Annotated in this window: 31 protein-coding genes; 16 read left to right on the top strand and 15 right to left on the bottom strand. The window is 63.4% G+C overall.

The annotated features are described in order from the left end of the window. Window positions 1-19 precede the first annotated feature (19 nt). The 12 genes from MUB52_RS12345 to MUB52_RS12290 all read right to left on the bottom strand — a co-directional run bounded on the left by MUB52_RS12345 (window position 20) and on the right by MUB52_RS12290 (window position 9,604). Window positions 20-1,189, bottom strand: coding sequence for a type III PLP-dependent enzyme (locus tag MUB52_RS12345; protein ID WP_318527425.1), 1,170 nt, complete (start codon window positions 1,187-1,189; stop codon window positions 20-22). Between the two features lie 217 nt (window positions 1,190-1,406). Continuing rightward, entirely contained in the window at window positions 1,407-2,186 is a 780-nt protein-coding gene (locus MUB52_RS12340) for a succinate dehydrogenase iron-sulfur subunit (protein WP_263844535.1), read from the bottom strand. Window positions 2,187-2,207: 21 nt separating this feature from the next. Next, entirely contained in the window at window positions 2,208-2,540 is a 333-nt protein-coding gene (locus MUB52_RS12335; protein WP_263844534.1) for a hypothetical protein, read from the bottom strand. After that, window positions 2,540-4,345, bottom strand: a complete 1,806-nt coding sequence (gene sdhA / locus MUB52_RS12330) for a succinate dehydrogenase flavoprotein subunit (protein ID WP_263844533.1) — start codon at window positions 4,343-4,345, stop codon at window positions 2,540-2,542. The genes MUB52_RS12335 and sdhA overlap by 1 nt, the downstream gene beginning before the upstream one ends. Before the next feature lie 45 nt (window positions 4,346-4,390). Further along, window positions 4,391-4,762, bottom strand: coding sequence for a succinate dehydrogenase, hydrophobic membrane anchor protein (gene sdhD, locus MUB52_RS12325; RefSeq protein WP_263844532.1), 372 nt, complete (start codon window positions 4,760-4,762; stop codon window positions 4,391-4,393). A gap of 10 nt (window positions 4,763-4,772) precedes the next feature. After that, window positions 4,773-5,156 (bottom strand): succinate dehydrogenase, cytochrome b556 subunit, encoded by a 384-nt coding sequence (sdhC, locus tag MUB52_RS12320; protein ID WP_263844531.1) that lies wholly within the window; start codon window positions 5,154-5,156, stop codon window positions 4,773-4,775. An 82-nt stretch (window positions 5,157-5,238) separates the two neighbouring features. Further along, on the bottom strand, window positions 5,239-5,985 hold the full coding sequence (locus tag MUB52_RS12315; protein WP_263844530.1) for a DUF1194 domain-containing protein: 747 nt from the start codon (window positions 5,983-5,985) through the stop codon (window positions 5,239-5,241). Window positions 5,986-6,173: 188 nt separating this feature from the next. Beyond that, on the bottom strand, window positions 6,174-6,890 hold the full coding sequence (locus MUB52_RS12310) for a DUF4344 domain-containing metallopeptidase (protein WP_263844529.1): 717 nt from the start codon (window positions 6,888-6,890) through the stop codon (window positions 6,174-6,176). A gap of 41 nt (window positions 6,891-6,931) precedes the next feature. Continuing rightward, window positions 6,932-7,966, bottom strand: a complete 1,035-nt coding sequence (locus MUB52_RS12305) for a MaoC family dehydratase (protein WP_263844528.1) — start codon at window positions 7,964-7,966, stop codon at window positions 6,932-6,934. Then, a complete protein-coding gene (locus MUB52_RS12300; RefSeq protein WP_263844527.1) occupies window positions 7,966-8,169 on the bottom strand; it encodes a DUF1737 domain-containing protein in 204 nt (67 codons plus the stop codon). The genes MUB52_RS12305 and MUB52_RS12300 overlap by 1 nt, the downstream gene beginning before the upstream one ends. A gap of 15 nt (window positions 8,170-8,184) precedes the next feature. After that, window positions 8,185-8,742, bottom strand: a complete 558-nt coding sequence (locus MUB52_RS12295; RefSeq protein ID WP_263844526.1) for an NnrU family protein — start codon at window positions 8,740-8,742, stop codon at window positions 8,185-8,187. A 4-nt stretch (window positions 8,743-8,746) separates the two neighbouring features. Next, the gene (locus tag MUB52_RS12290; protein WP_263844525.1) at window positions 8,747-9,604 is read right to left on the bottom strand and encodes an HpcH/HpaI aldolase/citrate lyase family protein; all 858 of its coding nucleotides are present in this window, start codon (window positions 9,602-9,604) and stop codon (window positions 8,747-8,749) included. Between the two features lie 23 nt (window positions 9,605-9,627). On the opposite strand from MUB52_RS12290, the gene MUB52_RS12285 reads away from it, so the two are divergent. After that, complete coding sequence (locus tag MUB52_RS12285) at window positions 9,628-9,897, top strand: hypothetical protein (RefSeq protein WP_263844524.1); 270 nt, start codon at window positions 9,628-9,630, stop codon at window positions 9,895-9,897. Between the two features lie 39 nt (window positions 9,898-9,936). Continuing rightward, complete coding sequence (locus MUB52_RS12280; RefSeq protein WP_263844523.1) at window positions 9,937-10,269, top strand: hypothetical protein; 333 nt, start codon at window positions 9,937-9,939, stop codon at window positions 10,267-10,269. A 64-nt stretch (window positions 10,270-10,333) separates the two neighbouring features. On the opposite strand, the gene MUB52_RS12275 is transcribed toward MUB52_RS12280, so the two are convergent. Further along, window positions 10,334-11,071: a sulfite exporter TauE/SafE family protein gene (locus MUB52_RS12275; RefSeq protein ID WP_263844630.1), complete on the bottom strand. Its 738-nt coding sequence runs from the start codon at window positions 11,069-11,071 to the stop codon at window positions 10,334-10,336. 184 nt (window positions 11,072-11,255) lie between these two features. Here MUB52_RS12275 and mdh point away from each other — a divergent pair, with 184 nt between their 5' ends. Beyond that, complete coding sequence (gene mdh, locus MUB52_RS12270) at window positions 11,256-12,218, top strand: malate dehydrogenase (protein ID WP_263844522.1); 963 nt, start codon at window positions 11,256-11,258, stop codon at window positions 12,216-12,218. A gap of 50 nt (window positions 12,219-12,268) precedes the next feature. Here mdh and MUB52_RS12265 read toward each other — a convergent pair whose 3' ends face one another. Further along, complete coding sequence (locus tag MUB52_RS12265; RefSeq protein WP_263844521.1) at window positions 12,269-12,901, bottom strand: outer membrane protein; 633 nt, start codon at window positions 12,899-12,901, stop codon at window positions 12,269-12,271. A gap of 105 nt (window positions 12,902-13,006) precedes the next feature. After that, window positions 13,007-13,792: a LytTR family DNA-binding domain-containing protein gene (locus tag MUB52_RS12260; protein ID WP_263844520.1), complete on the bottom strand. Its 786-nt coding sequence runs from the start codon at window positions 13,790-13,792 to the stop codon at window positions 13,007-13,009. A gap of 256 nt (window positions 13,793-14,048) precedes the next feature. On the opposite strand from MUB52_RS12260, the gene sucC reads away from it, so the two are divergent. From sucC to MUB52_RS12195, 13 genes are all read left to right on the top strand, one after another. Next, window positions 14,049-15,242, top strand: coding sequence for an ADP-forming succinate--CoA ligase subunit beta (gene sucC, locus MUB52_RS12255; RefSeq protein ID WP_263844519.1), 1,194 nt, complete (start codon window positions 14,049-14,051; stop codon window positions 15,240-15,242). A 6-nt stretch (window positions 15,243-15,248) separates the two neighbouring features. Next, window positions 15,249-15,791: a hypothetical protein gene (locus tag MUB52_RS12250; protein WP_263844518.1), complete on the top strand. Its 543-nt coding sequence runs from the start codon at window positions 15,249-15,251 to the stop codon at window positions 15,789-15,791. A gap of 94 nt (window positions 15,792-15,885) precedes the next feature. Continuing rightward, the gene (locus tag MUB52_RS12245; RefSeq protein ID WP_263844517.1) at window positions 15,886-16,500 is read left to right on the top strand and encodes a hypothetical protein; all 615 of its coding nucleotides are present in this window, start codon (window positions 15,886-15,888) and stop codon (window positions 16,498-16,500) included. Then, window positions 16,497-17,015, top strand: coding sequence for a hypothetical protein (locus MUB52_RS12240; RefSeq protein ID WP_263844516.1), 519 nt, complete (start codon window positions 16,497-16,499; stop codon window positions 17,013-17,015). The genes MUB52_RS12245 and MUB52_RS12240 overlap by 4 nt, the downstream gene beginning before the upstream one ends. After that, complete coding sequence (locus MUB52_RS12235) at window positions 17,012-17,494, top strand: hypothetical protein (RefSeq protein WP_263844515.1); 483 nt, start codon at window positions 17,012-17,014, stop codon at window positions 17,492-17,494. Before MUB52_RS12240 ends, MUB52_RS12235 begins: the two co-directional genes overlap by 4 nt. 3 nt (window positions 17,495-17,497) lie before the next feature. Continuing rightward, a complete protein-coding gene (locus tag MUB52_RS12230) occupies window positions 17,498-18,310 on the top strand; it encodes a glycosyltransferase family 25 protein (RefSeq protein ID WP_263844514.1) in 813 nt (270 codons plus the stop codon). Window positions 18,311-18,373: 63 nt separating this feature from the next. Continuing rightward, entirely contained in the window at window positions 18,374-19,261 is an 888-nt protein-coding gene (gene sucD / locus MUB52_RS12225) for a succinate--CoA ligase subunit alpha (RefSeq protein ID WP_263844513.1), read from the top strand. Between the two features lie 343 nt (window positions 19,262-19,604). Further along, a complete protein-coding gene (locus MUB52_RS12220; RefSeq protein ID WP_263844512.1) occupies window positions 19,605-20,126 on the top strand; it encodes a DUF805 domain-containing protein in 522 nt (173 codons plus the stop codon). After that, entirely contained in the window at window positions 20,123-23,083 is a 2,961-nt protein-coding gene (locus MUB52_RS12215; RefSeq protein ID WP_263844511.1) for a 2-oxoglutarate dehydrogenase E1 component, read from the top strand. The genes MUB52_RS12220 and MUB52_RS12215 overlap by 4 nt, the downstream gene beginning before the upstream one ends. A 20-nt stretch (window positions 23,084-23,103) precedes the next feature. Continuing rightward, window positions 23,104-24,672 (top strand): 2-oxoglutarate dehydrogenase complex dihydrolipoyllysine-residue succinyltransferase, encoded by a 1,569-nt coding sequence (gene odhB / locus MUB52_RS12210; RefSeq protein WP_263844510.1) that lies wholly within the window; start codon window positions 23,104-23,106, stop codon window positions 24,670-24,672. Window positions 24,673-24,675: 3 nt separating this feature from the next. Beyond that, on the top strand, window positions 24,676-25,446 hold the full coding sequence (locus MUB52_RS12205) for a hypothetical protein (RefSeq protein WP_263844509.1): 771 nt from the start codon (window positions 24,676-24,678) through the stop codon (window positions 25,444-25,446). Window positions 25,447-25,456: 10 nt separating this feature from the next. Beyond that, window positions 25,457-25,840: an MAPEG family protein gene (locus MUB52_RS12200; protein WP_263844508.1), complete on the top strand. Its 384-nt coding sequence runs from the start codon at window positions 25,457-25,459 to the stop codon at window positions 25,838-25,840. After that, on the top strand, window positions 25,837-26,247 hold the full coding sequence (locus MUB52_RS12195; protein WP_263844507.1) for an MAPEG family protein: 411 nt from the start codon (window positions 25,837-25,839) through the stop codon (window positions 26,245-26,247). The genes MUB52_RS12200 and MUB52_RS12195 overlap by 4 nt, the downstream gene beginning before the upstream one ends. Window positions 26,248-26,327 lie beyond the last annotated feature (80 nt).

Genomic DNA, 26,327 nt, shown 5'->3' with positions numbered 1-26,327 from the left:
TGTGCAAGCCGCTTCAAGATCAAATGACAACCACGTCCAGCGGCGGGAACCCGTTGAAACCGATGGTCGCGTATGTGGTGGTATAGGCACCGCAATTGCGGATCAGAATACGGTCGCCACCGGCCAGATCGAGCGGCAGGTCGACCATCTTCTTCTCGTAGAGCACGTCGGCACTGTCGCAGGACGGGCCCGCCATGATGCAGGGGCCGGTCTGGCCGTCGCCGCGGGCGGTCACGAACTGATAGCGGATCGCCTCGTCCATGGTCTCGGCCAGGCCCGAGAACTTCCCGATGTCGAGATACACCCAACGATGCAGGTCGCGATCCGACTTGCGCGAGACCAGAAGGACCTCCGCGGCGATCACCCCGGCTTCGGCGACAAGGCCGCGCCCCGGTTCCGCCATGACATGGGGCACATTGCCGAAGCGGGCGCGGATCTGGTCCATCACGGCGGCCGCATACACAGTTGGCTCGTCGATGGCCTCGCCATAGAACGCGGGAAACCCGCCGCCGATATTCAGCAGATCAAGCGCAAACCCGGCGGCTTGGGCATCAGACCAAAGCTGCGCGATGTGATCGAGGGTCGGGCCCCACATCGCCGCCTGCCGGGTCTGGCTGCCCACGTGAAAGCTGAAGCCACGCGGGTTCAGGCCGAGCGCCTTCGCGACACCCAGCAGGTCCAGCGCCTTGTCTTTGCTGCAGCCGAACTTGCGGCTGAGCGGCCAGTCGGCCTGCGAGGCCTCCACGATCAGCCGGATATAGACCTCCGCGCCCGGCGCATGCTTGGCGATCTTTTCAAGCTCTTCCTCCGCATCTGCCGCAAAGAGCCGGAGCCCCGCGCGATGAGCAAAGGCGATGTCGGACGGGCGTTTGACCGTGTTGCCAAAGGAGATCCTTGCAGGGTCGGCGCCATGATCCAGGCACAGCTCGATTTCCGCGCGGGAGGCCGCATCGAAATGCGAGCCCAGACGCACCAGACGGTTAATGATCTCGGCCTGCGGGTTTGCCTTGACGGCGTAGTGGATCCGCGCGTGCCCCAGGCCGGTCGCAAGCGCCCGATACTGCGCCTCGACAGCATCGACATCCAGCACAAGCGTGGGTCGGCCAAACGAGCGGGTTGCGATGTAGGCTTCGGCACGGGACACATGCGCAGGCATGCGCACCGCAAAATCGGTGACGTAGGCGTTCATGGTCATCTCCAGTAGACCCGGCTTCGAAAAGCCGCTGAGTTCCAAAAGGAGACGTTACCGTCGCTACGTAAACCGGTCGCCGGACAGAGGCGCGTGCGTTGGCGTCTGGCGGCGCATATGGAACGCTTTGCGCTTCAGCGCAAGACGGTTTGTTGATAAAATTGAACATCTTTCGGGCGCCCGACCGCCTGTGGCCGGGACGCCATCTTGCCGGTCGTCAGACGGCGCGCTCGACCATCATCTTCTTGATGTTCGCGATCGCTTCCGCCGGGTTCAGCCCCTTCGGGCAGGTCTTGGCGCAGTTCATGATCGTGTGACAGCGGTAGAGCTTGAACGGATCTTCCAGATCGTCCAGACGCTCGCCCGTCGCCTCGTCGCGGCTGTCGATGATCCAGCGATAGGCGTGCAGCAGGGCTGCTGGCCCGAGGTAACGGTCGCCGTTCCACCAGTAGCTGGGGCAGGAGGTGGAGCAGGAGGCACACATCACGCATTCATACAAGCCGTCGAGCTTCTTGCGGTCTTCGATGGATTGCTTCCACTCCTTCGCGGGGCGGTTTGTCTTGGTCTCCAACCACGGCATGATCGACGCGTGCTGCGCGTAGAAATGGGTGAGGTCGGGGATCAGGTCCTTGACCACGGGCATATGCGGCAGCGGATAGATGCGCACATCGCCTTTGACCTCGTCCATGCCGTAGATGCAGGCGAGCGTATTGATGCCGTCGATGTTCATCGCACAGGAGCCACAGATCCCCTCGCGGCAGGAGCGGCGGAAGGTGAGCGTGGGATCGATCTCGTTCTTGATCTTGATCAGCGCGTCCAGGATCATCGGGCCGCAACTGTCCAGATCGACAAAGTAGGTGTCGACCCGGGGGTTTTCGCCGTCATCGGGGTTCCAGCGGTAGATCTGGAACTTCTTGAGGTTGTTCGCACCTTCGGGCTTGGGCCAGGTTTTGCCCTTGGTCATGCGGGAGTTCTTGGGCAGGGTCAATTGAACCATGTCTCGGGTCTCCTGTTCGGTCTAGAACGTGCCAAGCGCGGCCGGAGCGGCAGCGCGTAGGCAGTTTTGGGTCTCGGGGCGCGCGATCACGGCGCGAACCGTGTCCGCTGTGCCCTGATCGACCCCGGTGATCGCGTCGGCGGCCAGCGCCTGGACCTCGGCGGCATCGGCATTATCCACCACGCAGTTTGTAAAGGGCGTAAACAGCGCCTTTGGCACCTGCGGGAAGTAGAGCGCGAGCGCCTCGGGCAGGATCGTCTTCGCCGTGTCGCGGCCGGCGCGGTCGGTGGCTTGCTGCACCTCGACGCAAGCGGTCAGCGCGAGGGTGACGCCAATGATGAGGGCAAAGCGCATCAGAAGGTCCGCTTCTTGGGCGCGATCTTCTTGGGGTCGATCCCGCCGTCGTTGTGGCTGGTGAGCGGCTGTTCGTGCACGCCGCGATAGCCCAAGGACGCCTTGTTGCCCTTGAACCAAATGAGCGAGTGCTTGCGCCAGTTCTGGTCGTCGCGCTCGGGGAAATCCTCATGGGCGTGCGCGCCGCGGCTTTCCTTGCGCGCCTCGGCGCCGACGATCGTGGCGACCGCGTTGGGAATGAGGTTCGCCAGCTCGAGCGTCTCCATCAGGTCGGAGTTCCACACCAGGCTGCGGTCGGTCACGCCCACATCCGACCATTTGTCGGCCACCTCTTCCATCGCCTTCTTGCCTTCGGCCAGCGTGTCATTGGCGCGGAAGACGGCGGCGTCTTTCTGCATGCACTGCTGCATCTCGAGCCGCAACTCGGCCGTTGGCGTGTGGCCCTTGGCGTGGCGGGTGTTGTCGAAGCGGTCGAGTGCCGCCTCCACCGAAGCCTTGTTGGGCGTCGGCACGGGCGCCTCGGGGTCGACCACCTTGCCCGCGCGGATCGCGGCGGCGCGGCCGAAGACCACGAGGTCGATGAGCGAATTGGAGCCCAGACGGTTGGCCCCATGCACTGAGGCGCAACCGGCCTCGCCGACGGCCATGAGGCCCGGCGACACGCGGTCGGGGTCGTCCTTCGTTGGGGCCAGCACCTCACCCCAGTAGTTCGTCGGGATGCCGCCCATGTTGTAATGCACGGTGGGCAGCACCGGGATCGGCTCCTTGTTGAGGTTCACGCCTGCGAAGATGCGGGCGGACTCGGAGATGCCGGGCAGGCGCAGTTTCAGCGTCTCGGGCGGCAGGTGGTTGAGGTTGAGGTGGATGTGGTCGCCGTTCTTGCCGACGCCCCGGCCCTCGCGGATCTCCATCGTCATGCAGCGGGAGACATAATCCCGCGGGGCGAGGTCCTTGTACTGCGGCGCATAGCGTTCCATGAAGCGCTCGCCTTCGGAATTGGTGAGATACCCGCCCTCACCGCGCGCACCTTCGGTGATGAGGCAGCCCGCGCCGTAGATGCCTGTGGGGTGGAACTGAACGAATTCCATGTCCTGTAGCGGGAGGCCGGCGCGCGCCGTCATACCGCCGCCGTCGCCCGTGCAGGTGTGCGCGGAAGTCGCGGAGAAATACGCGCGTCCATAACCGCCGGTCGCCAGCACCACCATTTTTGACGCAAAGAGGTGCAGCGTGCCGTCGTCGAGCTTCCAGCACAGCACGCCCTGGCAGATGCCGTCCTCGGACATGATGAGATCAATCGCGAAGTACTCGATGTAGAATTCCGCATTGTTCTTGAGGCTTTGACCATAGAGCGTGTGCAAGATCGCGTGGCCCGTCCGGTCGGCGGCCGCACAGGTGCGCTGCACAGCGGGACCTTCACCGAATTCCGTGGTGTGACCGCCAAAGGGCCGCTGGTAGATCTTGCCGTCCTCGGTACGCGAAAACGGCACGCCGTAATGTTCGAGCTCATAGACCGCCTTGGGTGCTTCGCGCGCGAGGTACTCCATGGCATCGGTGTCGCCGAGCCAGTCGGAGCCCTTCACCGTGTCATACATGTGCCACTGCCAGTGGTCCGGGCCCATGTTGCTCAGCGACGCCGCAATGCCGCCTTGGGCCGCCACTGTGTGCGAACGTGTGGGGAACACCTTGGTCACACAGGCGGTGCGCAGCCCCTGCTCGGCCATGCCCAGGGTCGCGCGCAGGCCCGCGCCGCCCGCGCCCACGACCACCACGTCATATTCATGTGTTTCATATTCGTATTCAGCCATGGATCAGTCTCCTGGATCTGAGCGGCGCACCGCCCGTCATTGGGGTCAGAGCGCGAGGCGCACAACGGCATAGAGGCCCACGGCCATGGCCGCGTAGGACAGGCATGTCATCGCCACGATACAGATCTTCTGCGCGAGCCCGTGCACATAGTCTTCGAGCAGCGCCTGCACACCGCCCGCGAAATGCTTGAAGCTCACGATGATCGTCAGGCCCGCCACAACCGCCGGGAACGGGCGGTTGAAATAGGCGGTGACCTCTTCGTAGGAGGCGCCTAGCATCGGGCCGAAGGTAAAGACAAAGAGCGGGATCAGGATCAGCAGCGCGCCGGAGCTGACGGTCATCGACCAGTGATGTTCAGTACCTGATTTGGCGGAGCCCATCCCCACGGCGCGCTTGCGGTCTGTCAGATAGCTCATGGCAGCCTCCTCAAACAATCGCGATGGTCAGAAGCGTCAACAGCACCGAGCCGCCGATCACCCCGTAGCCCAGCTTGTAGGCGGTCTCCAGATCGAGGCCGATGCCCTGATCCCAGATCAGATGCCGCACACCCGCGAGCGTGTGGTACCACAGCCCCCAGAGCGAGAGCGTCATCACCAGATCGCCGAACCAGCTGGTCAACACGCCATTGGCGATGGCGAAGTATTCTGGCGAGGTGGCCGCGGCAAGGAACCACCAAACCACGAGCAAAGCCGAAATCAGCAGTGCATTTCCGGTGATGCGGGTTAGAATCGAGGTAATTGAGGTCAGCTGGGGGCGATAGATCGTCAGATGTGGCGACAAGGGGCGATTGCCCCGATTGACATCGGCCATGGCAGATTCCTTTTGGTTCCCTGCCGCTCTTTTTACCGCTTATTACGGCTTTGTCACGTGCCGCAACGCCGCAAAGCCGCGGTTATTTGGCGCGGTTTGACCGAAAATCGTTAATCAACTGATAACTGTGATCACACGAGAAAGCGCCGTGATCACAAATTCTGTACCCGCTGAGCGGCCGGGTGATCTCGCGCTGCAACTTGCGCCGGATCTGCGCGGGATAGTCCTCGAACCCATTGGCGGTCATAACAAAAGCGCCCTCGCCACGGATCAGGTTTTCATAAAACCAGCCCGTCAGGTCTTCCTCGTCGGTCTCGATGGCGAGCCCATTCACCGTCACATCCATCTCGGCCAAGGCGGGATGACGGTCGCGCGGGTGGATGCCTTCGTTGGAGATGCCATCGCCCGAGACGTCGATGACCTTGCGCGCGCATTGCGGCACGGCGCGCAGGGCCTCCTCGGCGGCCACAAGCGCCTCGCCGATGGCGGTGGAGTAGTTGCGCCAGACGCGGCGGTTCCCACCAACAGCGTCCGCGAGCCGTGCCACATCCTCCGCCGTGCGGATGGCTGTCCAGGGGATGGTCTGGCGCTGGCGCGACGAGCCGGTCCATTGGATCAGGGCGACCTGCGCCTCCTGTTCGATCAGCGCGTCGATGATCACACCCTCGCGCAGCGCGGCGGCCAGCCCTTGCATCTGGATGTCATACTCCCGCGTATCGACCGAGCCCGAGACATCAACCGCAAGCACCAGCGCAAGCTGGCAGGCGAGCGCAGAGCGGCCTCCGGCCAGGCAGCACAGAAGAGGTAGGAGCAGGGGCAGGCGTATCATGAGGCCAGATTACGCAATCGGGCCCGATTTGATATGGCGAATTTCTACAACGGCGCACCGTGATTTGAGAGGCCCGCTTCGGGCCCTCCCCGTCACGCCAAAGGCGCGCGTTCGGCACGAGGAGCGCATTTCTCACCCAGCCAGGGTCGGGCGGGACCTCTGGTTCGATCCCCATGGTGTCAATTGGTCTAGAACCCTGCGAGGCTCCGCAGATAGGGGTCCAACTCGCTGCAGATGATGATCTCGCGGGTGCCGAGATCATAAAACCCGTTCGCCTCGCCGCAGGCCTCGACCCGGAAGGTCAGCGCCACCGGCAGGATGAAGTCCTCGTTCAGCGCCGCGACCTCATCGACCATCAGCACCCCGATCACATCGTCGCCCGCGCCTTCCAGCGTCATCGACGTGCCCGGCTCGTCCGCGGTGATCTCGTCGAGCACCGGCCCCCAGCTGTCATAAGCGAGCTGGAACTCCTCGGGGCAGGTCTCCGCGCGTTCGGCCGGCAACTCCAACTCGACTGCGAGGTCCTCCCGCGCGTCCGGGTTGGCGCCGTAAAAGAGGCAGATCATAGTGTAGTACCGCTGCAGGTCGAGGCCATGCACCCCCCAAGGCGCCGCTTCGTAGGAGTCGGCCTCCCCCAGAAAACCGAAGGCGGCGTCATAAATGATGCCCGCCGCGGCCTCTTCCTCGTAGAGATCATGGATCAGCAACACGCTAAGCACGTCGGCGGCGTCTTCTTCCTGTCCGAAAACCGGCAACTGCAGGATGTCGATCAGCGCATGGCCCATCTCGTGATAGAGAATGGCAAGCACGTTGGCCTCGACAAAGGTGTCCTCACGGCTCTGCGCCTGCAATGGGCTGACGAGGGAGGTACAGGCGAAAAAAAGGCTCAGAAAAATGATCCGCATACTCAAATCTTTCCTTCAGACGGGCACCAAGGCCCGCTGGTTTACATGGGCAACAACGCCCAGTAGTCCAGATCGAGCAGAACATTCGGCAAGTATTTGCCATCCCCCCCTTTCAGACGGAACGGGTCGCCCCCTTTCGTCGCGACCAGCCGCAGCCGCAGGGCACCGACGCCCGGCGCCGGTGTCTCGGCCTTGTCGAGCACTTCCGACCAGGCGCGGATGGTATCGCCTGAAAGGCAGGGGTTCGCGTGCGCGCCACCGTTCAGTCCCACGACCATCTGCGCGTTCGCAAGCCCGTTGAAGCTGAGCGCGCGGGCCATGGAGATCACGTGGCCGCCATAGATCAGGCGGGACCCATCGGGCCGCGCGGAGGTGTCGAAATGCACCTTTGCCGTGTTCTGCCAGAGCCGCGTGGCCATCATGTGCTCGGCCTCCTCGACGGTGACACCATCCACATGGTCGATCTGTTCGCCCACCGTATAGTCGCCCCAGCGGTGCGGCTCGCCCGCCAGCGTGACGTCGTAGTTCGTGAAATCGAGGCCCTTGGGGATCACCAGATCCTCCGCGGCCACCGCCTCGGGCAGATCCGGCACCACCGTCTCGGGCGCAGCGGCCCCGGGGTCGCGCTTGCGCACCATGACCCAGCGCACGTATTCGAGCACCGTCTCACCGTGCTGGTTGAGCCCCGTCGTGCGCACCCAAACGACGCCGGTCTTGCCGTTCGAGTTCTGCTTGAGCCCAATCACCTCGGAGACCGCGCGCAGCGTGTCGCCGGGCCACACGGGCGTGATCCAGCGCCCCTGCGCGTAGCCAAGGTTTGCCACGGCATTCAGCGAGACATCCGGGACGGTCTTGCCGAAGACCACGTGGAAGGCGACCATATCATCGAGCGGCGAGAACGGCAGCCCGCAGCCCTGTGCGAACTGATCCGACGAATAGAGCGCGTGGCGCGCCGGGTAGAGCATGTGGTAGAGTGCGCGCTCGCCCATCTTGACCGTGCGCGGGACGGCGTGGTGGATCACCTGCCCGAGCGAGTAGTCCTCGAAGAACCGGCCCACATTGGTCTTCACGCCCATCAGTGCTCTCCCAGCCTGGTGTCTGGCGTGTAGGTGCCCTCGACCTCTTTCGTCACCGCCTGCCCACAGCGCATCACGCCCGCTCCGTGATCCCAGGTCTGCGTCGGGCTGCCGTAAAGCGCCCAGCCCTTGTTGAGCGCATCCGTCACCTTGTGACAGAAGGCCGAGGTGTCCTCTTCGGAGAGGAAGCGGTAGAGGATCATGACAGTCTCCGGGTCTCAGACGGGGAAGGGCCAGACGCCCAGCCAGTTGTGAATGGCCGCCACAAGGCCGAAGAGCACGAGGCTGATGACCGCAAGGCGTACATAGGTGGCTGTGCCGGCAGGCTCGGGCGGCGTCCAGTGAGGCTCGGCGCGGTTGATCAGGATCACCTCGCCCACGGCCCAGCCCAGAAGCCCGCCGAAAAGCAGGATCGACGCGAGATCGCCATTCACCAGCAGGTGTGCGGCGGCCCAGATCTTGAAACCGGTGAGCTGCGGATGCCGGATCTTTGACGCAGGCCAGGCCTTGGCCGTCTTGGCCGCGCTGGAGCCATAGACCCAGAAGGCGATCAGCATCAGCGTGTTGTTCACATGCACCATGAAGGTGGGCGGCTGCCAGACATAGATGAACTCGGCGCCGCGATAGCCGAGGATCATCAGCACCAGCCCGGCAACAACGCCAACCGCCACCAGCCCCTTGCCCGGATCGCCCAGGGCCGCCCGGCGATCGGGCGCCAGGCGCTTGAAGTAGTGTGCAAGGGTCCAGAGGATCAATCCGGCAATGATGAGGGCCATGGGCTTACTCCGCGCTAAGAGCTGCTATCGCGTCCATCTTTGCCAGTGTTTCCCGCGCGGTTGCAACATGCAGGTTCTCGACGATCCGCCCGTCGACCACGGCCACGGCCTGCCCCGCGGCAATCGCCTCATCATAGGCTGCGATCTGCCGACGTGCGAGGTCGACCTCCTCCTCGGTGGGCGAGAAGGCGGCGTTGGCGACCTCGAGTTGTGCGGGGTGGATCAGCGTCTTGCCGTCAAAGCCCATGTCGCGGCCCTGCGCGCATTCCGCGGCAAGCCCGTCGGTGTCCTTGAAGGCGTTGAAGACCCCATCGACGATGGCCACCCCATGTGTCTTGGCCGCGAGCAGGCAGAGACCAAGGCCCGTCATCAGCGGCAGACGGTCGGCCCGGAACCGGGTGCCCATGTCCTTGGCCAGATCGTTTGTGCCCATCACCATGCCCTGACAGAGCGGATGGGCCGCGATCTCGGCGGCCGCGAGCATGCCTTGGGGAGTCTCCATCATGGCCCAGAGCGGGGTATCCCCTGTGATCTGCGCAAGCGCGTCGAGCTGTGCAGGGCCGTCGACTTTTGGCAACAGGACTGCATCCGCAGCCATCTCTGCAGCTGCCTGCGCGTCGTCCGCGCCCCAGTCGGTCTCGAGCCCGTTGATCCGCACAATTTTTAGGCGTTCTCCATAGCCCCCGGCCGCCAGCGCCTCGGCCAGAGTGGTGCGCGCGGCCGGCTTTTCGTCGGGCGCCACGGCATCTTCAAGATCAAAAATGATCGCATCGGTTTGTAATGTGCGGGCCTTTTCAAGCGCCCGCGACCTGGAGGCTGGAATGTAAAGAACAGAGCGCAACGGGCGCGGAAGCTGAGGCATCGGTGTGAATCCGGTTCATCGCTATGATCACAAAATTGCGCGGAATGGGGCATTTTTTGAAACAAACTGCAAGGGAAATTGTGCCGCAATGCAGCAAATTTCGAATTATCTGCATCCCCGGACGGCCGATTAACCATTACTTCAAACCTACGGCGGATGGTGACCGCGTCGAATATTCGGGAAAATACCGCGACAGCTCGGCCGCTGATCGCATCCAAGTTCGGGATAGGATCGACACAAAACTGAACCGGGGCCGCCCGGTCATCACCGGTAAAACCGGTTGGGCCAGATGACAGCGGGTGCCGCCTTTTGAATTGAAGGCAGACACGAGTATGACACGCACAACCAAGATCCTGCATTTGGGAGCACTCAGCGCGGCAGCCGCTCTCTATGTTGCATCGACCACCGACGCCGCGGCGCAAAACGCCCGCAACTGCGCACCGCGCGACGCCGTTATCGACCGGCTCGCCGAAGGGTACGGCGAAAGCCGTCAATCCATGGGGCTCGGCGCCAACAACGCCGTGGTGGAGGTCTTTGCCTCCGATGAGACCGGCACCTGGACCATCACGGTGACCACACCCAACGGTCTGACCTGCCTGGTGGCCTCTGGCCAGTCCTACGAGACCTTGGCAGAAGCCCTGCCGGCCAAAGGCAACGACGCCTGAGCGATCCAAGGTGGGCCATCGGCCCGCCTGATATTCAGGGCTCTTTAAGGCGCAGCCTACGCGGTCAGGTCAACCCGTCCCAGATCAGCTTCAGCCCCGTCAGGCTGAGCAGCACATAGGTCAGTCCGAAGAAGAGACCTTCGGGCACCAGTCGATGGGCGCGCACGCCCAACCAGGCCCCCAGAAGCGCGAAAGGGGCCAACACGAGATTGGCGAGCCCCGTTTCGTAGGTGAACATCCCCAGAAAGGCATAGGGGATGAATTTCGCGATATTGATCACCCAGAACACCAGAACCGTCGTGGCCTGATATTGCGTCTTGCTCAGAGCCTTCGACAGCAGATAGACGGCGGCAGGCGGCCCGCCTGCATGGCTGACAAAGCTGGTGAACCCGGCCGTCACCCCCGCCAGAAGCCCCGCCCATCGCGGCAAGTGCCGCGCGGGGCGCGCCACCACCCGCTTGGCAAAGACAAGCTGCCAAAGCACGAAAGCCAGGGAAATCCCGCCGATCAGCACCCGGAAGACATCGGGCTCGGCAACCTTGTAGAGAGCTGCGCCGAGCGCGACGCCCGGCAGCCCTCCGAGTATCAGCAGCACAACCCCCTGCCCGTCCCACTTGCGCCAGTACGGGCCAAGCGTCGCCACGTCGATGAGCATCAGAAGCGGCAGCATGACCCCGAGTGCCAACCCCGGTTCAACGACAAGCGCCAGCACGCTGGCCGAGGCAAAGGCCGCGCCAGAGCCGAACCCGCCTTTCGATATGCCAGCAAAGATCACGGCGGGGCCAGCGATCACAAAGAACATCCAGTCGAGGGTCAATTGTCCCGGCCTTTCCCGCCGCCATTGTCCGCAGGCTCTTGCCCCGCGATTCGGCTCGCACAGATCACGACACCCCGGCGGCGAAGACAACCGCCGGAGCAAACTTGCGCTATCTCGCGTGAATCGGTAGCAGAGAGCGCAATCTCAACCCAATTGCGGAGCATATTCCATGGCAAGACCCAAAATCGCGCTGATCGGCGCCGGTCAAATCGGCGGCACGCTCGCTCACCTGGCAGCGCTGAAAGAGTTGGGCGACGTTGTCCTGTTCGACATTGCCGAAGGCACGCCCGAGGGCAAGGCACTCGACATCGCGGAAAGCGGCCCTGCCGGCAAGTTCGATGCGGCCCTCTCCGGCACGCAGTCCTATGAGGATATCGCAGGTGCCGATGTCTGCATCGTGACCGCCGGTGTGCCGCGCAAGCCGGGGATGAGCCGTGACGACCTCCTGGGCATCAACCTCAAAGTCATGAAATCCGTGGGCGAAGGCATCCGCGACCATGCGCCCAACGCCTTCGTGATCTGCATCACCAACCCGCTCGACGCGATGGTCTGGGCGCTGCGCGAGTTCTCGGGCCTGCCGTATGAGAAGGTCTGCGGCATGGCGGGCGTGCTCGATTCCGCGCGCTTCCGCCACTTCCTCGCCACGGAATTCGATGTCTCGATGAAGGACGTGACTGCCTTCGTGCTGGGCGGACATGGCGATACGATGGTGCCGCTGGTGCGCTATTCGACCGTGGCCGGCATCCCGCTGCCCGATCTGGTCGAGATGGGCTGGACGACGCAAGAGAAACTGGATGCCATCGTGCAACGCACCCGCGACGGCGGTGCCGAGATCGTGGGCCTTCTGAAGACCGGCTCCGCCTTCTACGCCCCGGCGACCTCCGCCATCGAGATGGCGGAAAGCTATCTCAAGGATCAGAAACGCGTGCTGCCCTGCGCCGCCTATGTGGATGGCGCCTACGGGTTGAAGGGCTTCTACGTGGGCGTGCCCACCGTGATCGGCGCCGGCGGCGTGGAACGCATCGTCGAGATCTCCATGAACAAGGACGAGCAGGCGATGTTCGACAGTTCCGTGAGCGCCGTCAAAGGCCTGGTGGAGGCCTGCAAGGGGATCGACAGCGCACTGGCCTGACCACGCCGACGTCAGAAGCAAGGGCGGGCTCGGAGACCCGCCCCTTTGTGTCAGAACCGGAAGACCACACCCGCAAGCAGATCCAGCGTGTCGTAGTCGACCGCCAGCACCTGCCCGGCATCCGTTTCCAGATCGGGCGATCCGGCGGTGAAGTAACGCAGCTCGCCATAAAGAGACACCCGGTCCGAGACCGCATAGCGCGCGCCCGCCATGATCTGCGCTGCGAACACACCGCTGTCGGAATACTCACCGGCAGCACTTCCGCCTTCGATGTCGAAATCGATTTCCGTGGCCACGCCCAGCCCCGCGCCGACATAGGGCTGCCAGGCGGACCGGGTCGCGAACTGGTAGTACCCGTTGATCATCAGCGATGTGGACGCCAGATCGCCGCCGCTTCCCGCCCCGCCCGAAAAATCTGTGGCATCCCCCGTTCGGTAGGCGAATTCGATCTCGGAGCGCCACGGGCTGCCGCCGTAGTCATAGCCCAGCGACAGCCCTGCCATGGCACCGCTGTCGAAATTCAGCGTCGTCGTGCTGCCGCCGAGGGTGAAGTCATCCTCCTGCAAGGCCGAGAGGCCGCCGAAGAGCCCTCCGTAAAAGCCCGACACATCCTCCTGCGCCTCTGCGCCGAAGGCGGCGCAGGACAGAAGTACCGCTGCCCGGATCGTGTTGTAAGATGTCATAAGGTCCCGACCTCCATGTTGCCTCGTGGGATGCGGCAGAGCATGGCCGGGTCTATCGACGGGACCAGCGGTTTTGCACAAATGGGCTGCGGGATGCACGAGTGGTCAGGTGGCCCCCGCGGCTCTCTCCTCCATCGCACGGCGAAACCGTCGACTTATTGGCAGCCGCAGCCCGCCGGCGAGATGGCAGACGCCCTCGCGCCCCTCGCGCCCGATCCGTTCGACATGGGCGAGCGCCACCCAATGCGACCGGTGTATCTGCACCCCCTGATCCGCTTCGGCAATGGCCTTGCCGAAGCCGTAGAGGATGAGCGCCTCACCCCGCACAGTGTAGACGCGCAGGTAATGCAGCTCGGCACTGAGCGCGACAAGATCGCGCCCCAGATGCGGGGGGACCTTGGCCCAGAAGCCAGCGGCGGGGCGGGCCATCACAGCGGGGGCCGGAAGCCTGAGAAGCCGCGTCGCGTTCAGCGCCAGCCATGTGATCGTGACCACGGGCGTGAGAGCGGCCAGTTCTCCAACGAGCGCCGCCCCGAACGGCTCACGCGCGTCATCGGTCAGCACCGCGACCCCAAGCAGCCAATCGAGGCCGAGCGCCAGCGGGGCAAAGAGGATTGAGCCGGTCAGTCCTCCGACAAACACTTGCGGCACGGGCGGCCATCTCCGCACCCATGTGCTGCGCTGAAGCGCAAGCTGCGCGGCTTGCAGGCAGATGAGCGCCCCCACCACATGCGCCAGCCAGAACAGCACCACCTTCGCTTTCGGCAGACCTCGCGAGGGGCCGGGCTCCAGCAGGATGAAGACAACGGTCAGAACGGCACCGCTGGCCAGAAGAAACCCTGTCCAACTGGTGCGTGGGTCAAGCTTTTTGAGTTGGGCCAAGTCTGCCATGTTGTACGTCTGAAGAGTTGCAGTGAGGGTATGAGACTGTGTACGCAAACGCGACGGTTCCGGTTCATACGCACCCCGGTGGTGCCTGAGTCGGCGCGGGATGGAAAAATTTGTGATCACACCTAAAAATGCTGTGATCACAAAAAGCAGATTTCCCGCACCCATCTGCGATATCAGGCAAAAACCCTTTACCTCGATGTAATATCCTGTCGTATACCGGCTGGGACACCGATCCAACAGCACGGGACTCTTTTCCATGAACATCCACGAATATCAGGCAAAAGCATTGTTGCGCAGCTACGGCGCGCCGGTCTCCGATGGTCGGGTGGTCCTGCGGGCAGAAGAAGCCAAGACGGCTGCGGGTGCGCTGGATGGACCGATGTGGGTGGTCAAGGCACAGATCCACGCAGGCGGCCGCGGCAAGGGCTCGTTCAAGGAGGCCGACGCGGGCGAGAAGGGCGGCGTGCGCTTGACGAAATCTGTGGAAGAGGCCGCCGAAGAGGCGAAGAAGATGCTGGGCCGCACGCTGGTCACACATCAGACCGGTCCCGCGGGCAAACAGGTCAACCGGATCTATATCGAGGATGGCTCGGGGATCGAGACCGAACTCTACCTCGCCCTGCTGGTGGATCGTCAGACCAGCCGCATTTCTTTCGTCTGCTCCACCGAGGGCGGCATGGACATCGAGGAAGTCGCGGCAGAAACGCCGGAAAAGATCCTCAGCTTCTCCGTCGATCCGGCCACCGGCTACCAAGCCTATCACGGCCGCCGCATCGCCTTTGCGCTGGGGCTGGAGGGCAAGCAGATCAAGCAATGCGTGGCGCTGATGGGGCTGCTGTACAACGCTTTTCTGGAAAAGGACATGGAGATGCTCGAGATCAACCCGCTGATCGTGACCGACAGCGGCGATCTCAAGGTGCTCGATGCCAAGGTCAGCTTTGACGGCAACGCGATCTACCGCCACCCCGACATTGCCGAGTTGCGCGATGTAACCGAGGAGGACAGCAAGGAACTGGAGGCCAGCAAGTACGACCTCAACTACATCGCGCTCGACGGTGAGATCGGCTGCATGGTGAACGGCGCGGGCCTTGCGATGGCGACCATGGACATCATCAAGCTCTACGGGGCGGAGCCCGCCAACTTCCTCGACGTGGGCGGTGGGGCGACCAAGGAGAAGGTGACGGAGGCCTTCAAGATCATCACCTCCGATCCCAACGTGAAGGGCATCCTGGTCAACATCTTCGGCGGCATCATGCGCTGCGACGTGATCGCCGAGGGCGTGGTGGCCGCCGTGAAAGAAGTGGGCCTGAAGGTGCCGCTTGTGGTGCGGCTCGAAGGCACCAACGTACAGCAGGGCAAAGACATCATCAACAATTCGGACGTGGACGTGATCGCCGCCGACGATCTGAAAGATGGCGCCCAGAAAATCGTGAAGGCCGTGAAGGGCTGAGCAGCGATGCGCGTGACCTTCCCTCTGGTCCTGGCGGGCCTCCTCGGCCTCGGTGCGTGCGGGCCTTCTGAGCAGCAGATTGCCGCGGCGACGTTCTCTGTCGCCGAAACCGCGACGCCGGCCGATCTGTTCTCGGAGACCTGTCTGCGGACCCTGCCGAGCTTCAGCGGGTACGAAGCAGCGGTCACGCGTCGTGGTCTTCAACTCGCGACACGAGAAAGCGTCGGCACGATCTACAGAGCGCCGGGCGACAAGCCTCTGACCTCCGTGCGTGCGTCGGACCGTTTCAAGAATGCGTGCGGCGTCGCTTTTCTGGGCTCGCCCGATGCGGCGGCGGTCGGCTCGCAGTTTCTGACCGAGGCCGTCCGCCGAACGGGCGGGCAGCCCCGGGAGAAACTCACAAGCTCCTTTTTTCACTCCGCCTATCATCTGAGGAACGGCAGCGTGTTCACGCATGATGTACGGCGCAGTGCCGGCCAGACGCGCCGTATCGTTCTGATTTCTCCACCCGTCCCAAAGGAAGACATCGCTGAGTTGATCTACAACTGAGCGGACCACGAAGCAGCTCATGAGAGACACTAAGACTACCGCCGGACTTCCCCGCACCGCTTCTGCAGTGTCAATCGGGATGCGCCCGACGGCCGTGAATAGGCCCTCGCCCGGCACGCTGACATATCGGCAGCACCATCCTGATGGCGCGCCACGGGGACGGCCTGCGCGCGATCTGCTGGCTCGCGGCCTTGGTGTGGCACGTCTTGTGATCGTTTCAGGCGCGCTGGCCATTGCGACACCCGCGCTGCCTCAGACCTTCGAGGAGGCGGTCTGGGCCAATACCGGTCTGGCGCTGCAATACTGCCTCACCGAAGGGGCCGCGGGGGCAACGCGCGCCGCGTGGTTCCGGCAGGCCGGCTTCAGCGAAAGGGTCGAGCGCAGCAGCGTGAACTCCGACACCACGCACATCTTCACCGCACCCGCCGATACCGTCGAAGTCGAGCTCTACTATGGCGAGATGCCGCAGCATTGCATTGTCACGACCCGACATATGGGCGTGACGCAAGGCAGCGCGCTTCTCGATGGTCTGGTACCGCAGATCTTCCCTGGTTTCGCGCGCCGCGTGATCCCCGGCGCTGGCGCCGATTGCGTGACCTACGAAGACCCGACCAACCCGATCGGCCTCGCCATCGGTGTGAATTCCGCGACCGACCAGGGCTGTGCCGAGAACGGGACAGCGGTCTTCTACAGCACGTATCGGGTATGATCCGCGCGCTGGCCGCCATATCGCTCTGCGCCGGTCTCGCGGCCTGCTCTGCCGAAGGCGTCTCGCCCGACACTGCCGAGTTGCGGAACACGTGGCGCGGCAATCTGGTGCCCAAGTCGAGCCCGGCGCTCATGGTCAATGCGTTTGATCGGTTTTGCACCACCGGCCCGCGTGACGATGCAGCGCTCCGCGCCGCGGGCTATGTGCCGCTGCCCGAACGCACGCCCGGGGCCCGCGCCTATGTGATCGACGACAGCCGCCCGGCGGTGGCGGTCTCCGACACCATGTGCCTCGTACAGGCGGAATCCCGCACTGGTCAGACGACACGGTTTCAGAACTATGTCGCCGCCACCTACCCCGGCGCCCGCGCGATCGACCCTGAACCGCTTGGCCGAAACATCGAACAAGCCTGGTCCATCCCCACCGATCCGCCGGCCATCATCGCCACCGAACGCACCGTCAGCGTTGGCTGGTACCGCTATGCGCTGATCCTCTTCCAGCCGGGGGCGACATGATCCGGGCGGCGCTCATACCCCTGGCCCTCGCCGGCGCGGCTTCAGCGAACTCGGTCGCAGAGAGTGCGATTGCCAGTTTCACCACGCTTTGCTTCACCGCCGGACAGACTGCGGAAGAAGTGCAGATGAACATGCAGGCGCGCGACGGCGCGCCGCTGCCCTACACGCTGATCTTCTGGGACAAGACGCTGGCGCCTGCGCCGGGTATGCCCGAGGAGATCGAGCGGCGCTGCGAAGTGGCCTTCGATGGCGATCACACCGAGGCCGCCATTGCCGCGCTGCGCGAAAAGATGTCCACGCCGCCGGTCTTCGGGTTTGCCATCGACCTGCCCGCGACCCATGAGGCGGAGCCGGGGACGGCACTGATCGAGGGCCGCGAACTGCTGCGCGGACGCGTCGCGGTCGTGCACGTCGGCACACGCGCGGGCCAGACCTTCATGGCCGTCGACCGGCTGCCCGCGGATTGGGAGGCGCTCTGAGAGATGGCACCCCGGCTGCATATCGAGATGATCAACCTCGCCCGCGCAGAGGAACGCCGGGCACGGATGCAGGCGGAGTTGGCGCAGGCCGGTGTCGAGGCCCAGTTCCACCCCGCCTTCGACATGGCGGAGCATCCGCGCGAGGAGATGCTGCGCCACTGTCGGCCCGACGGGCCGTGGGGCCTCTTCCACGACAGCAATATGGCGATCACCATCAGCCACGCGCAGGTCTGGGAGCGGTTTCTGGCCTCTGACGCCGTGCTTTGCCTGGTGATGGAGGACGATATCTTCATCGCGCCCGAGCTGGGCGCCTGGCTGGAGGATCTCAGCTGGTGGCCGGCGGATGCGGATATGGTCAAGCTCGAACGCTGGCGCGCCCGCAGCCTCAAGGTGCTCTTGGGCGCCGAGGGGCAAGGCTATCGCGGGCGGCGGATCACGCGGCTTTTGTCGCGGCACGTTGGGGCAGCGGGCTATATGCTGACCCGCGATGCGGCGGAACGCTTTCTGGCCGAACGGCCCTTCGACATCACCATCGACAACCTGCTCTTCAACTTCAATGCCTCGCCCGTGGCGCGCACGATGCGCGTCTATCAGGTACAGCCCGCACTCATCGAACAGGGCAATGAGCCCGAGGGCGTGGCACTCCAGACCGCGACCCGCTTCCGGCCCAAGGGGCTGGCGCTGGTGCGGCAAAAGCTCAAGCGCGCGTACTATGAGCTTGCGTACCCGATTCCGACCCTGCTCAGCGCGCTTACGGGCCGTGCCAAGCTGCACCAGATCACATTTCTCGCGCAACCCGCGGAGGTCAAGCAATGAGCCCTCGCACCCCAACGCCCGCCGCCTGCGGCGCCTCAAATTTGTAAGTCAAAAGGACACATCATGGCCGTACTCATCGATGAAACCACCAAAGTCATATGTCAGGGGCTGACCGGCAGCCAGGGCACGTTCCACACCGAACAGGCCATTGCGTACGGCACCCAGATGGTGGGCGGCGTGACCCCGGGCAAGGGCGGCCAGACGCACCTCGACCTGCCCGTCTTCAACTCGGTGCATGAGGCGAAGGCGAAGACGGAGGCGAATGCGAGCGTGATCTACGTGCCGCCGCCCTTTGCCGCGGATTCCATCCTCGAAGCCATCGACGCCGAGATGGAGCTGATCGTCTGCATCACCGAAGGCATACCGGTCTTGGACATGATGAAGGTGCAGCGGGCTTTGGAAGGCTCCGCCTCGCGGCTCGTCGGCCCCAACTGCCCCGGGGTGATCACGCCCGATGCCTGCAAGATCGGCATCATGCCCGGCCACATCCACAAGCGCGGCTCCTGCGGCGTCGTCTCGCGCTCGGGCACTTTGACCTATGAGGCGGTGAAACAGACCACCGATCTGGGTTATGGCCAGTCGACGGCGGTGGGCATCGGCGGTGACCCGATCAAGGGCACCGAGCACATTGACGTGTTGGAAATGTTTCTGGCCGATGATGAGACGCAAAGCATTATCATGATTGGAGAAATCGGCGGCAGCGCCGAAGAGGATGCAGCGCAGTTCCTGGCAGATGAAAAGAAGAAGGGCCGCTGGAAGCCCACAGCCGGCTTCATCGCGGGCCGCACAGCCCCTCCGGGTCGCCGCATGGGCCATGCGGGAGCCATCGTCGCCGGTGGCAAGGGCGGCGCCGAAGACAAGATCGAAGCCATGCGCGCCGCCGGAATTGTGGTGGCCGACAGCCCCGCGACGCTGGGCGAAGCCGTAAAAGAGGCGATTGAACGGGGGTGAGCCGCGATCCGAGCATAAGCGAGGCGAAAGCGCCAGTGGCGCTTTCGAGCGGCGAACGGGCGGAGCCCCGGCGCAGGTCCGATCCGAGCATACGCGAGGCAAACGCTCCAGTGGAGCGTTTGAGGTCCGAACGGGCGGAGCCCCGGCCTTGTCTCAGCATGCGTGCGGTAAAAGCCCGACGGCATAGTACGCCATCCCGACAAGCCGAGCCCCGGTCTGTGATCAACCGCTGGACCTATGAAATGAGGGCAGCCCCCGACCGCGGGCTCGGGGCTGAAAGCCCCCGCCCGGGGGGGCGGTCGGGGGCTGCCCGGCAGTGCCGCCGGGCGGGAGGTCGCGCAAGATGACCGCCCTTCAGCAAAATGCAAGGCAGTTGCTTGTTGATCTCTTTTCAAGACACGGGCGAATGCCTGCGCAGAGATTTAGAACAGGCTATCTTACCAGCTTGGCAACGATGATCGTGATCAATGCGCTTTCGTTGTTTGCTTCAGGCGCTCTTTCACTAATCATAGGCGCTTTTGGCGTCGCCATAGCTGTTTTTGTCGTAGCCAACGTGGCAGCAAAAAGGCATCGCGACACTAGCCCTTTGCACGTCCCGCCGATTAATCCATTCAGTATTTTCTCGTCCAATCCGTTTGCCAATCAGAATGGCCGGAGTGGTCTATGCGCCGCTGGACTGTTTTTTATGGCGATGTCGATACTCCATTTGGTCCATCTTGAACACAACAAGATTACCTTACAGTTCTTTGCCGCAACTTTTTTTGTCGGCAGTGTAGCCACCTTCGCAGCGCGATATCTCTGGGTGGCCCCGTCATATCCTGGCCCCAACCAATACGGTCCCAACCCACATGAGGTAACCCCATGACCGAACACACCCCCAACGACCAGTTCCATGCCTCCTCCTTCATGCAGGGGCACAACGCCGAGTACCTCGAACAGATGTACGCGCGATACGCCAGTGATCCCAATGCGGTGGATGATGCCTGGCGGGCCTTCTTCAAGGCGATGGGGGATGATGAGGTTGCGGTGAAACGCGAGGCCTCGGGCCCAAGCTGGGCGCGCAGCGACTGGCCGCCGCAACCGGGCGATGAGATGACGCAAGCGCTCACCGGTGAATGGGCGCCGGAGGCCGAAGTCAAGGGCGCGGGCGACAAGATCAAGGCGAAGGCCGCCGCTGCGGGTGTCGAGGTGACCGACGATCAGATCAAACGCGCTGTGCTCGACAGTATCCGCGCGCTGATGATCATCCGTGCCTACCGCATCCGGGGGCATCTGGTGGCGGATCTCGACCCGCTGGGCATGCGCGAGAATACGCCCCACCCGGAGCTTGACCCGAAATCCTACGGTTTTACCGAGGCCGATATGGACCGGCCCATCTTCATCGACAACGTGCTGGGACTGGAGACGGCCTCGATGCGCGAGATCCTGAGCATCGTGCAGCGCACCTACTGCGGCACCTTCGCGCTGCAGTACATGCACATCTCCAACCCCGAAGAGGCGGGCTGGCTGAAGGAACGGATCGAGGGTTTCGGCAAGGAGATTGCCTTCACCCGCGAAGGGCGTAAGGCGATCCTGTCGAAGCTGGTCGAGGCCGAGGGCTTTGAGAAGTTCCTGCATGTGAAATATATGGGCACCAAGCGCTTCGGCCTCGATGGCGGCGAAAGCCTGGTGCCGGCCATGGAGCAGATCATCAAGCGCGGCGGGGCCTTGGGCGCGCGGGACATCGTGATCGGCATGCCGCACCGCGGCAGGCTGAGCGTGCTGGCCAATGTGATGGCCAAGCCTTACCGCGCGATCTTCAACGAATTCCAGGGCGGCAGTTTCAAGCCCGAGGATGTGGACGGCTCGGGCGATGTGAAGTACCACCTCGGCGCCTCCTCGGACCGCGAGTTCGACGGCAATGAGGTGCACCTGAGCCTCACCGCGAACCCCAGCCACCTGGAGGCTGTGAACCCGGTGGTCCTGGGCAAGGCGCGCGCCAAGCAGGATCAGAACAACGATCCTGACCGCACCTCCTGTATCCCGATCCTGCTGCATGGCGACGCGGCGTTCGCAGGGCAAGGCGTGGTGGCCGAGTGCTTCGCTCTGTCTGGCCTGCGCGGCCACAAGACGGGCGGCACGATCCATATCGTGGTGAACAACCAGATCGGGTTCACCACAGCGCCGCACTTCAGCCGCTCCTCCCCCTATCCCACCGACAATGCGCTGGTGGTTGAGGCGCCCATCTTCCACGTGAACGGCGATGACCCGGAAGCGGTGGTGCATGCGGCCAAGGTCGCGACCGAGTTCCGCCAGAAGTTCCGCAAGGACGTGGTGATCGACATCTTCTGCTACCGGCGGTTCGGGCACAACGAAGGCGACGAGCCGATGTTCACCAACCCGATCATGTACAAGAAGATCAAGAGCCATAAGACGACGCTCAGCCTCTACACCGAGCGTCTGGTCAAGGACGGGCTGATTCCCGAAGGCGAGATCGAGGATATGAAGGCCGCCTTCCAAGCCTACCTCAGCGAGGAATTCGAGGCGGGCAAGGAGTACCGCCCAAACAAGGCGGACTGGCTCGACGGCAAGTGGTCGCATCTCGACAAGATGAAGGAGAAGCGATACCAGCGCGGCCGAACCGCGATCTCCAGGGCGGCGTTGATGGAGGTGGGCCGGGCGCTGAGCAGCGTGCCCGAGGGCTATCCGCTGCACAAGACGGTCGGGCGGCTGCTCGACGCGCGCAAGGAGATGTTCGAGACCGGCGAGGGCATCGACTGGGCGACCGCCGAGGCCCTGGCCTTCGGCTCGCTGCTGACCGAAGGCTATCCGGTGCGGCTGGCCGGGCAGGACAGCACGCGCGGCACCTTCAGCCAGCGCCACTCCGGTCTGGTGAACCAGGACACCGAAGAGCGGTTCTATCCGCTCAACAACATCAAGCCGGGGCAGGCCCATTACGAGGTGATCGACTCGATGCTGTCGGAATACGCCGTGCTGGGCTTCGAATACGGCTACTCGATGGCCGAGCCCAATGCGCTGACGCTCTGGGAGGCGCAGTTCGGCGATTTTGCCAACGGCGCGCAGATCATGTTCGACCAGTTCATCTCATCGGGTGAGTCGAAGTGGCTGCGCATGTCTGGCCTCGTGTGTCTCTTGCCGCATGGCTTTGAGGGTCAGGGCCCCGAGCATTCCTCGGCCCGGCTGGAACGGTTCCTGCAGATGTGTGGACAAGACAACTGGATCGTGGCCAACTGTACGACGCCGGCCAACTACTTCCACATTCTGCGCCGGCAGATCCACCGCTCTTTCCGCAAGCCGCTGATCCTGATGACGCCAAAATCGCTGCTGCGCCACAAGCTGGCGGTCAGCACGGTGAAGGAATTCACCACCGGGTCGAGCTTCCACCGGCTGATGTGGGACGACGCGCAGGAGGGCAACTCCGACACCAAGCTGGTGGCGGACAGCAAGATCAAGCGCGTCGTGATGTGCTCGGGCAAGGTCTACTACGATCTGCTGGAGGAGCGCGACGCCCGCGGGATCGACGACGTCTACCTGCTGCGGGTTGAGCAGTTCTATCCCTTCCCGGCGCAGTCGGCGGTCAAGGAGCTGGAGCGGTTCAAACAGGCCGAGGTCGTCTGGTGCCAGGAAGAGCCCAAGAACCAGGGCGCCTGGACCTTCATCGAACCCAATATCGAATGGGTGCTGGGCCGGATCAACGCCAAGCATCCGCGGCCCATCTATGTCGGCCGCGCCACCTCCGCCAGCCCCGCCACTGGGCTTGCAAGCCAGCACAAAGCACAACAGGCAGCGCTCGTGGACGAAGCGCTGACGCTCAAGTCATAAGCGCCGAAGGGAAAAAACACATGACCACCGAAGTTCGCGTCCCCACGCTGGGCGAATCTGTGACCGAGGCCACCGTGGCCACCTGGTTCAAGAAACCGGGCGACACGGTTGCCGTCGATGAAATGCTCTGCGAGCTTGAAACCGACAAGGTGACGGTCGAGGTGCCAAGCCCAGTCGCAGGCACGCTGGACGAGATCGTGGCCGCTGAAGGCGACACCGTCGGCGTCGACGCGCTGCTCGCCAATATCGCCGAAGGCGATGCGGGCTCGAAAGCGGCGCCCAAGGGCAAGGAAGCCGCCAAGGAGGAGGAGGCGCCCTCCTCCGCCGCACGCACGGCCTCCGGCGGCACCGGCGAGACGATCGACGTGATGGTGCCCACCCTGGGTGAGAGCGTGACCGAAGCGACGGTCAGCACGTGGTTCAAGGCCGTGGGCGACAGCGTCGCAGCCGACGAGATGCTCTGTGAGCTCGAGACCGACAAGGTCAGCGTCGAGGTCCCCGCGCCCGCCGCCGGCACGCTGACCGAGATCCTCGCCCCCGAGGGCACCACCGTGGATGCGAGCGCCAAGCTTGCGGTCATGACGCAAGGCGAAGGCGCGGCCCCCGCTGCCAGCGAGCCCGCCGCGCCCGAGGGTGACACGCAATACAGCACCCCCGCCGCCGGCAAGGACACCAGCATGGGCAAGGACGTGGAGGACGCCCCCTCCGCCAAGAAGGCGATGGCGGAAGCGGGCATCAGCCGCGATCAGGTCACTGGCACGGGCCGTGACGGCCGCGCGATGAAAGAGGACGTGGCCGCCGCCATCGCGGCCGCCGGGTCCGCCGCCAAGGGCGCCGACATACCCGCCCCGGCGCCGACACCGCGCGCCCCGGTGCCGGCGGACGACGCGGCCCGCGAGGAACGGGTGAAGATGACCCGCCTGCGGCAGACCATCGCCAAGCGCCTGAAGGACAGCCAGAACACGGCGGCGATGCTGACCACCTACAACGAGGTGGACATGACCGAAGTCATGGCCTTGCGCAGTGAGTACAAGGACCTCTTCCTGAAGAAACACGGGGTGAAGCTGGGCTTCATGTCCTTCTTCACCAAAGCCTGCTGCCACGCGCTGAAAGAGGTGCCCGAGGTCAATGCCGAGATCGACGGCACGGATATTGTCTACAAGAACTTCGTGCATATGGGCATCGCCGCGGGCACGCCCACGGGCCTCGTGGTGCCGGTCATCCGCGACGCGGATTCGATGAGCTTCCACGCCATCGAGCAGGCGATTGCAGAGAAAGGCGCGCGGGCGCGGGACGGCAAGCTCAGCATGGCCGAGATGCAGGGCGGCACCTTCACGATCTCCAACGGCGGCGTCTATGGCTCGCTGATGTCCTCACCGATCCTGAACCCGCCGCAATCGGGCATTCTCGGCATGCATAAGATCCAGGAGCGCCCGATGGTGGTCAACGGCGAGATCGTAATCCGCCCGATGATGTATCTCGCCCTCAGCTACGACCACCGGATCGTCGACGGCAAGGGCGCGGTGACGTTTTTGGTGCGCGTGAAAGAAGCGCTTGAAGATCCCCGGCGGCTGCTGATGGATTTGTGACGCATGGACGAGGTATATCTGCAGGGTGTTTCATCTAAGCTCGGTGAACTTGTGTCTCAAACAAGCAGACTTGCCGACGCGGCGCAATTCACAGGACCAATAGAAAGTTATTGGCTAGCGTATTTCACAGTTGCAATCGCCGGCCTCGGCGCGCTTTTCGCGGGAATACAACTTGGGGCACTACGAGCACAAGCCGAACGCGAAAGTGCCCGACAACAACGCGTTGCTGCGCTCAGTGTCTTAAGTGAGTTCAACAAGGGTATGCGCCCAGAATTTGACTCACTTGGCGACATTCTAAGCGGGCTGTGTGAGAAAGACTTCTGTCAGCTTTGGAAAGAAAAGAAGCTAACTGTTTCGCATGAGAAGATACCAGTCGTGACACTCGCATTGTCTCATCGGCTGGAAGCAGAGCAGAACACATTTTTTGATGAAGCAAGCGGAAAGTTGGGCGAAAAGCAAGCCGTCGCTCTGAAATCTATCATTAGTGATTTTGTCAACCATCTCGAAAACGCTCTTGCCCCTGTCTTCACTAGGGTCGCGGATGAAAGAACGGTGCTAGCACAACTCTCGCCTTATCTCACTGGAGAAATCCGCAAAGATTTTGAACCACTTTGGCGATACTTCGGAATGGCGTACTTGCCGTTCACAATTGAGATGCTCGATAGGGCCGTTCCAAGCGGACTGAGTTTGGACGCTCGCCGCGAGCTATTTTTGAGTAATGTTGAGAAACGTAGGGAGCTCAATCGAAAGCAGCTCGAAGCAAGACGGAGATAAGTAGTCGGACATGACCGAAATCACCATCCTCGCCCTCTACGGCCTTCTGGTCATCCTGACCCTGATCCTGCAGGCGACCGGCGGGCTCACACAGCTCGGAATGGGCTACCTGCTGGGCTCCCGCGATGAGGGGCGCACCGTCTCCGGCATCGCCGGGCGGCTGGAGCGGGCACTCAACAACTCAGTCACAGCCATGGTGCTCTTTGCCCCTGCCGTGCTGCTCATCCATGTCACCGAGAGCAGCACCAACGAAACCCTGCTCGCCGCCCAGGCCTTCCTGATCGCGCGCATTGTCTACCTGCCCTCCTATGCCTTCGGGATCGTCGGTCTGCGCAGCCTCGCCTGGACGGTGGGTATCGTCGCGACCGTCACGCTCTACCTGCTGGCGCTGTGACCACCGAACTCACGGTTCTGGCGCTCGCGGCGCTCTTGCAGGCGGTCCAGTTCGTTCTGATGGCCGTGCCCGCCAACATCGAGCTGGCACCCGGCGAAACGCTGAGCCCGCGAGATCGCGACAAGCTCGGCGGTGATCTGGTCGACAAGCTCTCGCCCCGAACGGCGCGGCTCTACCGGGCGCTCAGCAATCACTTCGAGGCGCTGATCCTCTTCACCATCGCCGTGCTGGTGGTCACCCTCGGCGATCAGTCCAGCACCCTGACGCGCGCGTGCGCCTGGGTCTATCTGGCGGCGCGTGTGCTCTATGTACCGGCTTACGCCTTTGGATGGGTGCCCTGGCGCTCGCTCATCTGGTTCGTGGGCTTCGGCGCAACCTTTCTGATGCTGCTTGCAGCTTTGGTCTGAGCGGGGCAACTATGGCGAGACATACCCAGCAGCCTGCCAGGCGACCCCAGGCACAACCGATCTTCCAATCTCAAAGGACC

The sequence above is a fragment of the Roseobacter sinensis genome, assembly GCF_025755255.1.
Lineage (GTDB): Bacteria > Pseudomonadota > Alphaproteobacteria > Rhodobacterales > Rhodobacteraceae > Roseobacter > Roseobacter sinensis.
The sequence above is the reverse complement of the archived record's forward strand: the minus strand, read 5'-3'. Positions and strand labels throughout refer to the sequence as shown.